The sequence below is a fragment of the Sphingomonas lenta genome (assembly GCF_002288825.1).
Classification (GTDB): domain Bacteria; phylum Pseudomonadota; class Alphaproteobacteria; order Sphingomonadales; family Sphingomonadaceae; genus Sphingomonas; species Sphingomonas lenta.
Window position 1 is genome coordinate 682,583 of sequence record NZ_NSLI01000003.1, and the last position, 13,255, is coordinate 695,837.

Annotated in this window: 15 protein-coding genes; 8 read left to right on the top strand and 7 right to left on the bottom strand. The window is 69.7% G+C overall.

Going from position 1 to position 13,255, the window contains the following annotated elements:
* Positions 1-2: 2 nt before the first annotated feature.
* Positions 3-281 carry a type II toxin-antitoxin system RelE/ParE family toxin gene (locus CKY28_RS10455; protein ID WP_095998255.1) on the bottom strand — a complete coding sequence of 93 codons (279 nt, stop codon included), beginning with the start codon at positions 279-281 and terminating at the stop codon, positions 3-5.
* On the opposite strand from CKY28_RS10455, the gene CKY28_RS18685 reads away from it, so the two are divergent.
* The gene (locus CKY28_RS18685) at positions 250-726 is read left to right on the top strand and encodes a hypothetical protein (RefSeq protein ID WP_176473005.1); all 477 of its coding nucleotides are present in this window, start codon (positions 250-252) and stop codon (positions 724-726) included. The genes CKY28_RS10455 and CKY28_RS18685 overlap by 32 nt on opposite strands.
* A 25-nt stretch (positions 727-751) precedes the next feature.
* Here the strand turns inward: CKY28_RS18685 and CKY28_RS10465 are convergent, their stop codons facing one another.
* Positions 752-1,504, bottom strand: coding sequence for an SDR family oxidoreductase (locus CKY28_RS10465; RefSeq protein WP_095998257.1), 753 nt, complete (start codon positions 1,502-1,504; stop codon positions 752-754).
* Positions 1,505-1,602: 98 nt separating this feature from the next.
* Here CKY28_RS10465 and CKY28_RS10470 point away from each other — a divergent pair, with 98 nt between their 5' ends.
* Genes CKY28_RS10470 through CKY28_RS10485 form a run of 4 tightly spaced genes read left to right on the top strand, consistent with a single transcriptional unit; the run spans position 1,603 to position 5,702 of the window.
* Positions 1,603-1,992, top strand: a complete 390-nt coding sequence (locus CKY28_RS10470; protein ID WP_095998258.1) for a winged helix-turn-helix transcriptional regulator — start codon at positions 1,603-1,605, stop codon at positions 1,990-1,992.
* Between the two features lie 56 nt (positions 1,993-2,048).
* Positions 2,049-4,307 carry an NADP-dependent malic enzyme gene (locus CKY28_RS10475; protein WP_095998259.1) on the top strand — a complete coding sequence of 753 codons (2,259 nt, stop codon included), beginning with the start codon at positions 2,049-2,051 and terminating at the stop codon, positions 4,305-4,307.
* A 4-nt stretch (positions 4,308-4,311) separates the two neighbouring features.
* Positions 4,312-4,950 carry a peptidylprolyl isomerase gene (locus CKY28_RS10480; protein WP_095998260.1) on the top strand — a complete coding sequence of 213 codons (639 nt, stop codon included), beginning with the start codon at positions 4,312-4,314 and terminating at the stop codon, positions 4,948-4,950.
* A 32-nt stretch (positions 4,951-4,982) separates the two neighbouring features.
* Complete coding sequence (locus CKY28_RS10485; protein ID WP_095998261.1) at positions 4,983-5,702, top strand: Crp/Fnr family transcriptional regulator; 720 nt, start codon at positions 4,983-4,985, stop codon at positions 5,700-5,702.
* Here the strand turns inward: CKY28_RS10485 and CKY28_RS10490 are convergent.
* The 3 genes from CKY28_RS10490 to CKY28_RS10500 form a co-directional block, all read right to left on the bottom strand.
* On the bottom strand, positions 5,699-6,124 hold the full coding sequence (locus CKY28_RS10490; RefSeq protein WP_095998262.1) for a hypothetical protein: 426 nt from the start codon (positions 6,122-6,124) through the stop codon (positions 5,699-5,701). The genes CKY28_RS10485 and CKY28_RS10490 overlap by 4 nt on opposite strands.
* A 68-nt stretch (positions 6,125-6,192) precedes the next feature.
* Positions 6,193-6,981, bottom strand: coding sequence for an SDR family oxidoreductase (locus CKY28_RS10495; protein WP_095998263.1), 789 nt, complete (start codon positions 6,979-6,981; stop codon positions 6,193-6,195).
* A gap of 11 nt (positions 6,982-6,992) precedes the next feature.
* Positions 6,993-8,138 (bottom strand): acyl-CoA dehydrogenase family protein, encoded by a 1,146-nt coding sequence (locus tag CKY28_RS10500; RefSeq protein WP_095998264.1) that lies wholly within the window; start codon positions 8,136-8,138, stop codon positions 6,993-6,995.
* A 136-nt stretch (positions 8,139-8,274) separates the two neighbouring features.
* On the opposite strand from CKY28_RS10500, the gene CKY28_RS10505 reads away from it, so the two are divergent.
* From CKY28_RS10505 to CKY28_RS10515, 3 genes are all read left to right on the top strand, one after another.
* Entirely contained in the window at positions 8,275-9,093 is an 819-nt protein-coding gene (locus CKY28_RS10505) for an SDR family NAD(P)-dependent oxidoreductase (RefSeq protein WP_095998265.1), read from the top strand.
* Complete coding sequence (locus CKY28_RS10510; protein ID WP_245841760.1) at positions 9,090-10,541, top strand: MFS transporter; 1,452 nt, start codon at positions 9,090-9,092, stop codon at positions 10,539-10,541. The genes CKY28_RS10505 and CKY28_RS10510 overlap by 4 nt, the downstream gene beginning before the upstream one ends.
* Positions 10,542-10,696: 155 nt before the next feature.
* Complete coding sequence (locus CKY28_RS10515) at positions 10,697-11,221, top strand: CHAP domain-containing protein (RefSeq protein ID WP_095998267.1); 525 nt, start codon at positions 10,697-10,699, stop codon at positions 11,219-11,221.
* Positions 11,222-11,225: 4 nt separating this feature from the next.
* Here the strand turns inward: CKY28_RS10515 and msrB are convergent, their stop codons facing one another.
* The gene (msrB, locus tag CKY28_RS10520; protein ID WP_095998268.1) at positions 11,226-11,717 is read right to left on the bottom strand and encodes a peptide-methionine (R)-S-oxide reductase MsrB; all 492 of its coding nucleotides are present in this window, start codon (positions 11,715-11,717) and stop codon (positions 11,226-11,228) included.
* 254 nt (positions 11,718-11,971) lie between these two features.
* Positions 11,972-13,210 carry a cytochrome P450 gene (locus tag CKY28_RS10525; protein ID WP_095998608.1) on the bottom strand — a complete coding sequence of 413 codons (1,239 nt, stop codon included), beginning with the start codon at positions 13,208-13,210 and terminating at the stop codon, positions 11,972-11,974.
* Positions 13,211-13,255: the final 45 nt, after the last annotated feature.

Below are 13,255 nucleotides of genomic sequence, written 5' to 3' on the forward strand. Positions count from 1 at the left end.
GGTCACGGCTGGGTCGGCCGACGACGGCCGTGGCGCACGCGGATGATGATCACGATACCGCCCCGTACACGATAGCGCAGGACATATGGCCAGACGGTCGTGAGTTCCCGCAGGTCGGCACCGATCGGCCGTCCACGATGCGGGAACTCGGCCAAGCTCTCGCCTAAGGCGATCAAACGCGCGCCGACCCTCTCCGCCGCGGCCGCGTCGTGCTGCCTGATATATGCGATGATTTCTGAAACGTGGGCAGTGGCGCGTTTCGACCAGACGACCCTAGCCATTCAGGTCGGCGAACCAGGCCTCGAACGATTTCCAATCGGGCCGGCCCGCAGTTCTCAGCCAACGCGCGACCACCTCGTGCTCGTATATGCGTCCCGCCGCGATATCGGCGTCAGCCTCGTCGTCCCCGCCATCGTCCACATGCGGTATGCCGGGCGCCGGCGGGAAACGCGCCATGTACGCGTCGAACTCGTCGTCCGACAGATCGGCTACGGCCTTGCCGCCCAGAAACTCGCCGGGGTCTCGATCCATGCGCGCGACCATAGCCCCGACTGGTGGGAGTGGCTAGGTGGCGGTTTCGTCAGGGGGTCGGCCACGTCCGACGAAGTCACCAACCAGTTCTCCGAGCGCGAGGCGCTGCTGTTCCATTCGGAGGGGCGGCCGCGAAAGACTGGGATCATCAACGTGGCGGCGGAAACCGCCCGCGTCGCCAACCCCGCCGATTAGAGTGGGCGGCCCCGGAACGGAACCGTCAGTGCCGCCCGTTCAGCGTCGCGAACACCTGGTCGTAGTCGCCCCGACGCTCCGCCTGGCGGAGGAAGCCGACGCGCTCGACGCAGATTTCGTGCGCGTCCGGGTTCGCCTCTATCAGAGACATGACCTCGTCAATGTAAGCCTGGAGCGGCATCGAGTTCGGGTTGTCCGCCTGTCCCGGCATCAGGTCGGTCGCGACCGCGGGGGGTACGATCTCGACCACGTCGATCGCCGTGCTCCTCAGCTGCTCGCGTAGCGACTGCGACCAGCTGTGGATCGCCGCCTTGGTGGCGTTGTAGGTGGGGGTCGCAGCGAGCGGCACGAAGGCGAGGCCGGACGAGACGGTGACGATCGACGCGCGCGGCCGGTTCTTCAGATGCGGGAGGAGCGCGGCGGTGAGCCTGATCGGGCCGAGCAGGTTGGTCGCGATGATCGCCTCCGCGTCCGACGTATCGTAGTCGTCAGCCGCCATGTCCTCGGCGCGCATGATGCCGGCGTTGTGGACCACGACGTTCAGCTCGGGATGATCGCCGGCGACGCGCACCGCGAACGACGCGACCGCGGACGCGTCCGCCACGTCGAGCAGCGCGGTCGCCATGCCCGGATTAGCGCGCGCGACCTCTTCCAGCGGCTCGGCCCGGCGTCCGGCGACGATCACGCGGTTGCCGCGGGCGTGGAGCGCTTCGGCCAAGCCCCGGCCGATGCCGGTTCCGCCGCCGGTGATGAGGATGGTGTTACCGGTGATGTCCATGATCGTCCTCCTGATGGCTGGACGCGAGTTAGGCCCGCCGCTTACGATCGGGAAGAAGGCATCCGAAGGTGCGGTACTTACTGTAGGGAAACCGAGCCATGGCGACGCACGCGCACGACTATCCGGAGAACCTCGACCCGCGCGTCGAGGCGCTCGTCACCGAGATCATCGGCCGCGTCGCCGACAAATGGACCGTGATCGTGCTGGAGGTGCTGACCGAGCATGGCGAGCTGCGCTTCACGCAACTCGCCCGCCTGTGCGACGGGATCAGCCAGAAGATGCTGACGCAGACGGTGCGGCTGATGGAGCGCGACGGCCTGCTGGTCCGCACCGTCCACCCGGTCGTGCCGCCGAGGGTCGAGTACCGGCTGACGCAGCTGGGCAGCGACCTGAGCGAGGCGTTCTGCGGCGTGTGGACCTGGGCCGCGCGCAACGTCGACCGGATCGAGGCCGCGCGCCGCGACTTCGACGCCCGCGCATCGGCGTAAGGGGTTCCCTTTCCACCGCCGCATTCCGTAAGGGCGGGGGCGAGCGAGGAGCCCGCATGTCCGACGAAGTCACCAACCAGTTCTCCGAGCGCGAGGCGCTGCTGTTCCATTCGGAGGGGCGGCCGGGCAAGATCGAGATCGTGGCGTCCAAGCCCATGGCGACGCAGCGCGACCTGGCGCTCGCCTACTCGCCGGGCGTGGCGGTGCCGGTGCAGCGGATCGCCGAGGATGCGAGCTGCGCCTACGACTACACGGCCAAGGGCAACCTCGTGGCCGTCATCTCGAACGGCACCGCCATTCTGGGTCTCGGCAACCTCGGCGCGCTGGCGTCGAAGCCGGTGATGGAAGGCAAGGCGGTGCTGTTCAAGCGCTTCGCCGACGTCGACTCGATCGACCTGGAGGTGGCGACGGAGGACGTGGACGCGTTCGTGAACTGCGTGGCGCTCTTGGAGCCGTCGTTCGGCGGCATCAACCTCGAGGACATCAAGGCGCCCGAGTGCTTCATCATCGAGCAGGCGCTGCGCGAGCGGATGAACATCCCCGTCTTCCACGACGACCAGCACGGGACCGCGATCATCGTCGCGGCCGGCCTCATCAACGCGTGCCTGCTGACGCGGCGGCGGCTGGATGAGGTCAAGGTGGTGGTGAACGGCGCGGGTGCCGCGGCGATCGCGTGCACCGAGCTCATCAAGGCGATGGGCGTGCGGCACGACAACGTGCTGATCTGCGACCGCACGGGCGTGATCCACCAGGGCCGCGAGGGCGTGAACCAGTGGCAGTCGGCGCACGCCGCCGTCACCGACCGGCGTACGCTTACCGAGGCTCTCCACGGCGCGGACGTGTTCTTGGGGCTATCGGCGGCGGGCGCGCTCAAGCCGGAGATGGTGACCGACATGGCGCCCGCGCCGATCATCTTCGCCATGGCGAACCCGGAGCCGGAGATCCGCCCGGAGCTGGCGCGCGCCGCGCGGCCGGACGCGATCATCGCGACGGGCCGGTCGGACTATCCGAACCAGGTCAACAACGTGCTGGGCTTCCCGTACGTCTTCCGCGGCGCGCTCGACGTGCGCGCGACGACCATCAACGACGAGATGAAGATCGCCGCCGCCCACGCCATCGCCGATCTGGCCCGCCAGCGCGTGCCGGAGGAGGTCGCGGTCGCCTACGGCGTGCGGCACAGCTTCGGGCCGGATTACATCATCCCGGCGCCGTTCGACCCCCGTCTCATGGAGATCGTCCCCGCCGCGGTCGCGCGCGCGGCGATGGCGTCGGGCGTGGCGACCAAGCCGATCGACGACATGGACGCGTACCGCCAACGCTTACGCGAGCGATTGAACCCGACCACGTCCGTGCTGACGCTGGCCTATGAGGGCGCGCGGGCGCGGCCCAAGCGCGTGATCTTCGCCGAAGCCGAGGAGGAGGTGGTGCTGCGCGCGGCCATCGCGCTGAAGGAGGGCGGGCTGGGCGTGCCCGTGCTGGTCGGGCGCGACGACGTGTACGACCGCCTGCGCGCGCTCGGCGTCGAGCAGCCGGAAGAGTATGAGCTCCACAACTCGCGCAACTCGCCGCTCGTGCCGCGCATGGTCGAGTTCCTATACGACCGGCTGCAGCGCCGCGGCTTTCTGAAGCGCGACGTGGAGCGCATGATCAACCAGGACCGCAACACGTTCGGCGCGGTGCTGCTGCAGCTGGGTCACGGCGACGCGATGATCACGGGCATCACGCGCACCTATGCGCACACGATGCGCGACCTGAAGCGCGTCATCGACCCCGAGCCCGGCCGCGTGCCGTTCGGCATCCACCTGCTCGTCGGCCGGAGCCACACGGTGTTCATCGCCGACACCACCGTCAACGAGCGGCCCTCCGCCGAGGAGCTGGCCGACATCGCTGAGCGCACCGCGCAGGTCGCGCGCCGCATGGGCCACGAGCCGCGCGTGGCGTTCCTCAGCTACTCCACCTTCGGCAATCCGGAAGGCAAGTGGCTCGACAACATCCGCGGCGCGGTGGGCGTGCTGGACGCGCGCGGGGTCGAGTTCGAATATGAGGGCGAGATGGCCCCCGACGTGGCGCTCAACCCGCGCCAGCTCGCCAACTATCCGTTCGCGCGCCTGTCGGGGCCGGCCAACGTGCTGGTGATGCCGGGGCTGCAGTCGGCCAACATCTCCGCCAAGCTGCTGCGCGAGCTGGGCGGGGACGACACGATCGGGCCGATGCTGGTGGGCATGGAGAAGCCGGTGCAGATCGCGCCCATGACGTCCACCGCGAGCGAGCTGGTGACGCTGGCGGTGCTCGCGGCGGGGGGCATCGCGCGATAGGTCGATGCGTAAGCTGTTGATCACGGCCGGCGTCGCGCTGTTGCTCGGCGCGGCCCCGCCCCCTGGCGTGGTCCGGGTGCGGTTGGACACGAGCGCGGGGCCGATCACGCTGGCGCTCGACGCGCGCCGCGCGCCCGTGACTACCGCCAATTTCCTCGCCTATGTCGACGATGGGCGGTTCGACGGGACGATCTTCTACCGCGCCGCGCGCAGCAAGCGGGTGGCGGGCCAGGGCTTCGTCCAGGGCGGCATCCAGACCAACATCCACCGCGCGCTGCCGCCCATCCCGCTGGAGCGCACGGACCGGACCGGCATCCGCCACCTCGACGCGACGGTGTCGATGGCGCGCGGCCAGTTCGACGCGTCGGCGACGGGCAATTTCGTGCTGACGGTCGGGCCGACCAGCTGGATGGACGCGAGAGGGGCGCAGTCGGGCTACGCCGCCTTCGGCCGCGTGGTCGGCGGCATGGACGCGGTCGAGCGCATCCTCGGACAGCCGACCTGCTGCGGCACCGGGCCGATGCGCGGGCAGATGCTGGTCAAGCCCGTCTGGATCGTCCGCGCGGTGCGGCTCGACGGCCGACCAAAGCCGAGCGGTCGGCCCAAGGTGTGGCTGATCCTGGAACGGGCGCGGCGCGGGTAGCGGGCGCGCCCCGCACCCCGTATACCGGCGGCATGCTGGAAGCCCGGCGCGACGAACCCACCTATGACCCGCTCGGCTGCGCCGCCTGCCCGGTGCGCGACGTGGCGGTCTGCGCGGGGTTGGAGGAGGTGGAGCGGCGGACGCTCGCCAGGCTCGGTCGCCGACGCCGGTTCGCGCGCGGCGAGGTGGTGTTCGACGCGGGCGATCCCGACACGGCCTGCGCGACGCTGGTGACGGGCGCGCTCAAGCTGTCGCGCATCGACGCCGACGGGGTGGAACGCACGGTGGCGCTGATCCACGCGGGCGGATTTCTGGCGCGGCTGTTCGCGACGGGAGTGGACTGCACCGCCACTGCATTGGCCGACAGCGAGCTCTGCCTCTTCACGCGCGGCGACGTGGAGACGGCGATGCGGGGCTCGCCGGGGTTCATGGAGCGCATCCTGCAGGCGACGCTGGAGCAGCTGGACGCGTCGCGCGCGCTCATCAATCTGATCGCGCGGCGCGAGACGAAGGCGCGGGTGGCGGGCCTGCTGCTCCTGTTCCTGCGCGGCGGGTGCGAGGGCGAGCCGCGGGACGGGGCGCGGGTCGAATTGCCGCTGTCGCGCGGCGAGATGGCGGGGCTGCTCGGCACCACGATCGAGACGGTGAGCCGACAGTTCGCGCAGCTGGAGGCCGAGGCGCTGATCCGGCGCGACGGCCTCCACCATGTGGTCGTCGAGGATGTAGGCGCATTGGCGGCGGTCGCCGGTTAGACGGCTGCCCTCACGATCGCGACGGTGACGGCGAAGCCGACCAGCACGGCGGGCACCGTCATGATCTGCGCGAGCGCCTGCGCGCCCGTCAGATGGCCCGATCCGGTCTCGACGCCTTCGGCCATGAACTCGGCCCAGCTCTGGAACCGGCCGGTCGTGCCCGGCACGGTGCGCGCCACCACGAGCGGCACGCCGAAGAACATGAGGAGGTAGGCGGCGCAGATCCCGAACGGGACGATCAGCGTGGGGTTCATGAACGCGACCCCGAGCGCGAGCATGAACAGCGCGAAGCTGGCGGCCAGCATGCCGAACACGGCCGGGTGCAGCTCGAAAGCCCGTTCGGCACGGTTGGGGCGGTAGTGGACCGGCGCGTCGACGGCTCGCGCGTCGATGAAGGCGGTGATCGGCTGGTGGATGGTCATGAGCAGCTTCCTTTCGGAAGCCGGTCTATGGCCACCCGGGGCGCGCCGCTTTGACGGTCGTCAAACCGTCAGGCGTCGATGCTGGTCCCCACCGCCGCGTGGACGAGGCCGCCGTCCACCGTGATCGTCTCCCCCACGACATAGTCGCCGGCGCGCGACGCCAGGTAGATCGCCGCGCCCGCCATGTCCTCTTGCGAGCCGATGCGCTTGGACGGGATGCCGCGCGCGACCTCCTGCCCATGGTCGCGGGCGGCGCGGTTCATCTCGCTGGCGAAGGCTCCCGGCGCGATGGAGGTGACGTTGATATGGTCCTGCACGAGCCGCGCGGCGATGCGCTTGGTCAGGTAGATCAGCGCCGATTTGGAGGCGTGATAGCTGTACGTCTCCCAGGGGTTGAGGCGCTGGCCGTCGATGGAGGTGATGTTGATCACCTTGGCCGGGCGCTCCGGCGAGGCGGCCGCCTTCAGCAGCTCGTGAAAGGCCTGCGTCAGAAAGAAAGGCGACTTGACGTTCAGGTCCATGACCTTGTCCCAGCCCTTTTCCGGGAACTGCTCGAACGGCTCGCCCCAGGCGGCGCCGGCGTTGTTGACGAGAATATCGAGCTTGCCGACTTCGGCGGCGTATTGGTCGCGCAGCGCCTTGCAGCCCGCGACCGTGCTCACGTCCTGCGGTAGCGCGACGCAATTCGGTCCCAGCTCCTCGGCGGTCTGGAAGCAAGCGTCGGCCTTGCGGCTGGAGATGTAGACCTTCGCGCCCGACTGGATGAAGCCGGCGGCGATCATCTTGCCGATGCCGCGGCTGCCGCCCGTCACGAGCGCGGTACGGCCGTCGAGGCGGAACAGGTTCTGCACGTCCATGAACTCTCTCCTTATCCGCCGCGCTTCAGCGTTTCGCGGGCGATGATGACCTGCTGGATCTGGCTCGTGCCCTCGTAGATGCGGAACAGGCGCACGTCGCGGTAGAGCCGTTCGATGCCGTAATCGGCGATGTAGCCCGCCCCGCCGTAGATCTGCACCGCGCGGTCGGCGACGCGGCCGACCATCTCGGATGCGAAGTATTTGGCGGCCGCGCTCTCCAGCACGACGTCCTCGCCGCGGTCCTTCTTGGCCGCGGTCTCCAGCACCAGCGCGCGGGCGGCGAGCGCCTCCGTCTTCGAGTCCGCCAGCATGCCCTGGATGAGCTGGTGGTGGACGATCGGGTTGCCGAACTGGCGACGCTCCGAGCCATAGGCGACGCAGTCGGCGATCAGCCGCTCGGCGACGCCGACGCACACCGCCGAGATATGGAGCCGGCCGCGGTCGAGCACGCGCATAGCGATCTTGAAGCCCTCGCCCTCGGCCCCGAGCCGGTTGGCGGCGGGGACGGGCACGTCCTCGAAATAGACGTCGGAGACCTTGGCGCCGCGCTGGCCCATCTTCTTCTCGGGCTCGCCCAGCGTCACGCCGGGCAGGTCGCGCGGGACCAGAAAAGCGGAGACGCCGCGCGCGCCGGGATCGTCGCCGGTGCGCGCCATGACGGTGAAGAGGTCGGCCTTGTCGGCGTTGGTGATGTAGCGCTTGGTGCCCGACAGCCGGTACACGTCGCCGTCCCGGACCGCGCGCGTCTTCACCGAGCCCGAGTCGGAGCCGACGTCCGGCTCGGTCAGCGCGAAGCTGGTGATGACCTCTCCGCTCGCGATGCGGGGCAGCCACTCGGCCTTCTGCTCCGGCGTGCCCGCCATGACGAGGCCCTGGCTGCCGATGCCGACGTTCGTGCCGAAGGTCGAGCGGAAGGCGGGGGTGGTGCGGCCGAGCTCGATCGCGACGCGGCACTCCTCCGACATGGTGAGGCCGAGGCCGCCATGATCCTCCGCGATCGACAGGCCGAACAGGCCCATGTCGCGCATTTCCTGGACCACGTCGTCCGGGATGGCGTCGGCGGCCTCGACCTCCGCCTCGAGCGGGCGCAGCCGTTCGGCGACGAAGCGGCGTACCCCATCCAGCAACGCTTCGAAGGTTTCGGGGTCCAGCGCCACGCGTCCTCCTCTTCCAAGTGCCGAAACGGTTACGCAGGGCGCGCGCGCGATGCAATCCCGCCAAACCGCATCTTCTAATCAGCGCTCGACGGGCGAGCTGGGCCACCATACTATGCGCGGCAAAATAGGAGGGCGCATGCGGTTCGAGGGGAAGCGCGCGGTGGTGACGGGCGGCGCGTCAGGCATCGGCCGGGCGACCGCGCTCCGGCTCGCCGAGGAGGGCGCGCACGTGCTCGTCGGCGACGTCGACGAGGCGGGCGGCGAGGCGCTGACGGCGCAGAGCGACGGGCGGATCGCGTTCCGGCGCTGCGACGTGACGGACGCGGCCGAGCTGGAGGCGCTGGTGGCGGCCGCGGACGGGATCGACCTGCTCTTCAACAACGCGGGCGCGGGCGGCGCGCGCGAGCCGATCGGCGAGGTTTCGCCGGAGGAGTGGGACCGCACCATGGCGCTGCTGCTCCGATCGGTGGCGCTGGGCACGCGCTACGCCGCGCCGATCATGGCCGCGCGCGGCGGTGGCGCGATCGTGAACACCGCGAGCGTCGCCGCGCTGGCGAGCGGCTTCGCGCCGACCGCCTACTCGACCGCGAAGGCGGGGGTGCTGCACCTGACCAAGCTCTCCGCCGCCGACCTGGCGCGCCACGGCGTCCGGGTGAACGCGGTGCTGCCGGGGTTCATCACCACCAACATCTTCACGCGGCACCTGGGCCTGCCCGAGGAGAAGCGCGACGTGGCGAACCGGATGATCGCCGGCGTCGCCGCGCAGGCGCAGCCGATCCGTCGCGCGGGCACGCCGGAGGACATCGCCGCCGCCGTGTGCTTCCTGCTCAGCGACGACGCGTCGTTCGTCACGGGCACCAGCCTGCTCGTCGACGGCGGCATGACGGTGGGCGCGCGGCACAGCTGGGACCCGGAGCAGCCGGGGCTGTTCGCGCACCTGGAGGCGATGCTGTGACCGCCGCTGCCGCAGCCCCGCCGCCCAGACGGTTGCGGCAAGGCACCGTCGTCTCCTACGGATTCGGCGCGGTCGCTTATGGGGTGAAGGACACGGGCTTCGGCGCGTTCCTCCTGTTCTTCTACAACCAGGTGATGGGGCTGCCGCAAACCACGGTCAGCTTCGTCATCATGGCGGCGCTGCTGATCGACGCGTTCGCCGACCCGGCGATCGGTTTTCTGTCCGACCGGACGCGCTCGCGCTGGGGGCGGCGGCATCCCTGGATGTACGGCTCCGCGCTGCCGATTATGATCGGTTACGTGATCGTCTGGAGCCCGCCCGCGGGCGCGACGCCGACGCAGCTGCTCGTCTGGCTGTTCGTGTTCGCGGTGCTGGTGCGCACCGCCGTGTCGACCTATGAGGTGCCCTCCGTCGCGCTCGCGCCCGAGCTGACGTCCGACTACGATGAGCGCACGCGCATCCTCGCCTGGCGCTACCTGTGGGGCTGGGCGGGCGCGATCGCGACCCTGCTCGTCGCCTGGCTCTATTTCTTTCGGCCCGCGCCCGGGTTTCCGGACGGCGCGCTCAACCCGGCGGGCTACCAAGGGCTCGCGGTCGCCTGCGCGCTGATGATGGGGGTCGCGATCCTCGTCTCCGCGCTCGCCACGCATCGCGAGATCCCGAACCTGCCGCGCCCGACCGCGGGCGGTGCGCCCGCCGGCGTCGGCCACGGCTTTCGCGAGCTCAGGCAGACGCTCAACAACCGCGGTTTCGCGGTGCTGATGCTGGCGGGACTGTGCACCTACACCAACCAGGGGGTGATCACCGCGCTCGGCGTGTACGCAGGCACGCATATTTGGGGCTTCACGCCGGGCGACTATGTGCTCCAGGCGCTCGGCTTCATCCTGTCGGCGTCGACGGCGTTCCTGATCGCGCCCAGGCTGGGCAAGCGGCGGAGCAAACCGGCGGTGGCCGCGACGGTGGTCGTGATCGGCGCGAGCCTGATCACGCTTCCCTATTGGCTCCGCTTCGCCGGCTTAATGCCGCCGCTGGGCGACCCGCTGCTGCCCAAGCTCGCCATCGCCATCTCTCTCTGCGGCACCGCGTTCAACATCACCGGCTTCATCATGGGCGCGTCCATGATGGCGGACGTGGTGGAGGAGTCGGAGACGCGCACCGGCCGGCGGGACGAGGGCGTGTTCTTCGCCGGCGCGTTCTTCATGCAGAAGTGCACCAGTGGCGTGGGCATTTTCCTGGCGGGTCTGATCCTGGCGGCGGCGGGCTTCCCGGAGCGCGCGGTGCCGGGGCAGGTCGCGGCGGACGTGCTCGACCGGTTGGCGCTGATCCACGCGGCGAGCTACCTCGGCGTCGCCTGCCTCGCCTCCTTCATCTTCTCGCGCTTTCCGTTCGGCCGCGCGGAGCACGAGGCGCGGCTGCGGGCGCTCGGAGCGGGGCGAGTCGAGGCCTGAACGCGCGCGGACGGGCCGAGAAAGTCCGGGGCTGAAGCAGGTTATCGGCGCGCGAACACAGTTCGTCCCGAATAGTTCCGTCGCTTCTGTACAATTTTTCCGCGTCCGGTAGGTCGGCCTCAACAGTTCAAGCGAGGCCGGGGGCCTATCCGACCATGTTGAAGCGTTTCGCGGCGCGTTTGGCGCTGGTGTCTTCTTGCGTCCTGATGACGGCGGCTCCGGCGCAAGCGCGCTTTTGGCAGTGCGCACCTTATGCGCGCGCCGTGTCGGGCATCCAGATCTTCGGCAACGCCCATACCTGGTGGGACCAGGCGGCGGGCCGTTACGAGCGCGGGAACACGCCCAAAGCCGGCGCGGTGATGGCGATGGCGTCGACCAGCCGCATGCGCCTCGGCCACGTCGCGATGGTCAAGGAGGTCGTGAGCGACCGCGAGGTCATCCTCGACCACGCCAACTGGACGCGTCGCGGCGGCGTCGAGCGTTCGGCCCGCGCGATCGACGTGTCGGCGGCGGGCGACTGGAGCTTGGTCAAGGTGCAGTATGGCGGCGCGCTGGGCACCTCCTCCTACCCGACGTTCGGCTTCATCTATGGGGGCAGGGCCCCGGCCGACGAGCGCGTCCCGCTCGTGATCGCCAGCCGCGGCGGCGCCCGCGGCATCCAGACGCTGGTGGCGGAGTAAAAACTCAGGCTGCGCGGAACGTCAGGGCGACACCGTTCATGCAGTAGCGCTTGCCCGTCGGCTTGGGCCCGTCGTCGAAGACATGGCCCAGGTGACCGCCGCAGCGGCTGCAATGCACTTCGGTGCGGGCGATGAGCATCTTGCGGTCGGTCCTCGTGCCGACTGCGCCGGGCAGCGGCGCCCAGAAGCTCGGCCAGCCCGTGCCGCTCTCGAACTTGGTCCTGCTCGCGAAGAGCGGCTGGCCGCAGCCCGCGCAGGCGTAGGTGCCGGCGCGCTTCTCGCGGTTCAATGGGCTGGAGCCGGGGCGCTCCGTCGCTTCATGGCGGAGCGTCTGGTAGGCGGCGGGCGGGAGGCGGCGCTTCCACTCGGCGTCGGGGTAGGAGACGGCGAAGCGCTCGGCGGCCTTGGCGTCGGCACCGCGGCAGCCGAACAGCGCACCGGAGACGGCGGCGGTGAGCCCGGCGACGATGCCGCGGCGGGAGGGCGGGATGGTCATGCGCGGGATATGGGGAGGGGTGGGCGGGGAGCCAACTCAGCTTGCTGCCCACTCCCCGGCGAAGGCCGGGGCCCAGACATGGCCACGTCGCGAGCGCGGGTGCTCACGCCCGATGACCATCGTAACTGGACCCCGGCCTTTGCCGGGGAGGGAGCTAGGAAATTAAAGCAGCGCCGCGGCGAAGCCGCGTCGTCGGACCTCGCTCCAGCGAGGCCGGCCGGGTCACCCGGTACTGAGCGCGGCTGCGCCTGTGCTCAGTACCGGGTGACCTCAACCGCCATCTTCCGATACCCGTGCACGAAACACGCCGCCACGCGCGTCGGCTCCTCCAGCACGTTCACGCGCAGGCGGCGCTTGGCCATCTCCTCGAGCAGGATGCCGATCTGCAGCTCCGCGAGCCGCGCGCCGACGCAGCGGTGGATGCCATGGCCGAAGGCGAGGTGCCGCCGCGCGTTGGGGCGGTCGACCTTGATCTCGTCGGCGTCCGCGCCGAACACGCTCTCGTCGCGGTTGGCCGACACGTACCAGAGCGCGAGCTTGTCGCCCTGGCGAATCTGTTGGCCCATCAGCTCGTAATCCTGCGTCGCGGTGCGGCGCATGTGCGACAGCGGCGTCTGCCAGCGGATGATCTCCTGCACCGTGTTGGGGATCAGCGCGGGGTCCGCCTCCAGCTTGGCGCGCTCGGCCGGGAACTGGTCGAGGCCGTAGGCGAGCGCGGACATGGAGTTCCTCGTCGTGTCGTTGCCGCCGACGATGAGCAGGATCAGGTTCCCGATGAACTCGTACTGGTCCATGTGCGCCATGGCGTCCGAGTGGATCATCATGGAGATGAGGTCGGGCGTCTGCGGCTTGTCGATCTTCTGGTTCCAGAGGTTCTGGAAATAAGCGCCGCATTCGAACATGTGCTGGAGCCGCTGGAGCCGGAGCTCCTCATTCTTGACCAGCTCGATATCGCCCGCCCAGTCGGACCAGAAGGTCAGCTTGCGCCGGTCCTCCCAGGGAAAGTCGAACAGGATGGCGAGCATCTGCGTCGTCAGCTCGATTGACACGAGGTCGACCCAATCGACTCGGCTGTTGAGCGGCACGCTGTCGAGCACCTCGCCCGTGCGGCGGCGGATGTCGTCGGTCATCCGCACCATCTCGGACGGCGTAAAGGCGGGCGCGACGGTGCGGCGCTGGGCGGTGTGGACGGGGCGGTCGCGCGCGATGAACATGGGCATGCGCACGTCGTGCTTGGTGGGGTCGAAGTCGGCGAGCGTGATCCCGCCCGCCTCCGACGAGAAGATCTCGGGCAGCGACTCGACCTCGACCAGCGGCTTGTAGCTGGAGACGGACCAATAGGGGCCGAAGTCGGACTGCGGCGTGTAGCGCACCGGCGCCTCGGCGCGGAGCCGCCGGAAGGGTTCGTGCCAGGTATCGTCGCGGTAGAGCTCGGCGCGGCTCACGTCCAACAGGTCGATCGCCGGTTCCATATCCTTCAGCGCGGTCGCCATCATCCCTCTCCCAAAACTTCTGGAAAGGTCCGTTTAATCTACAGT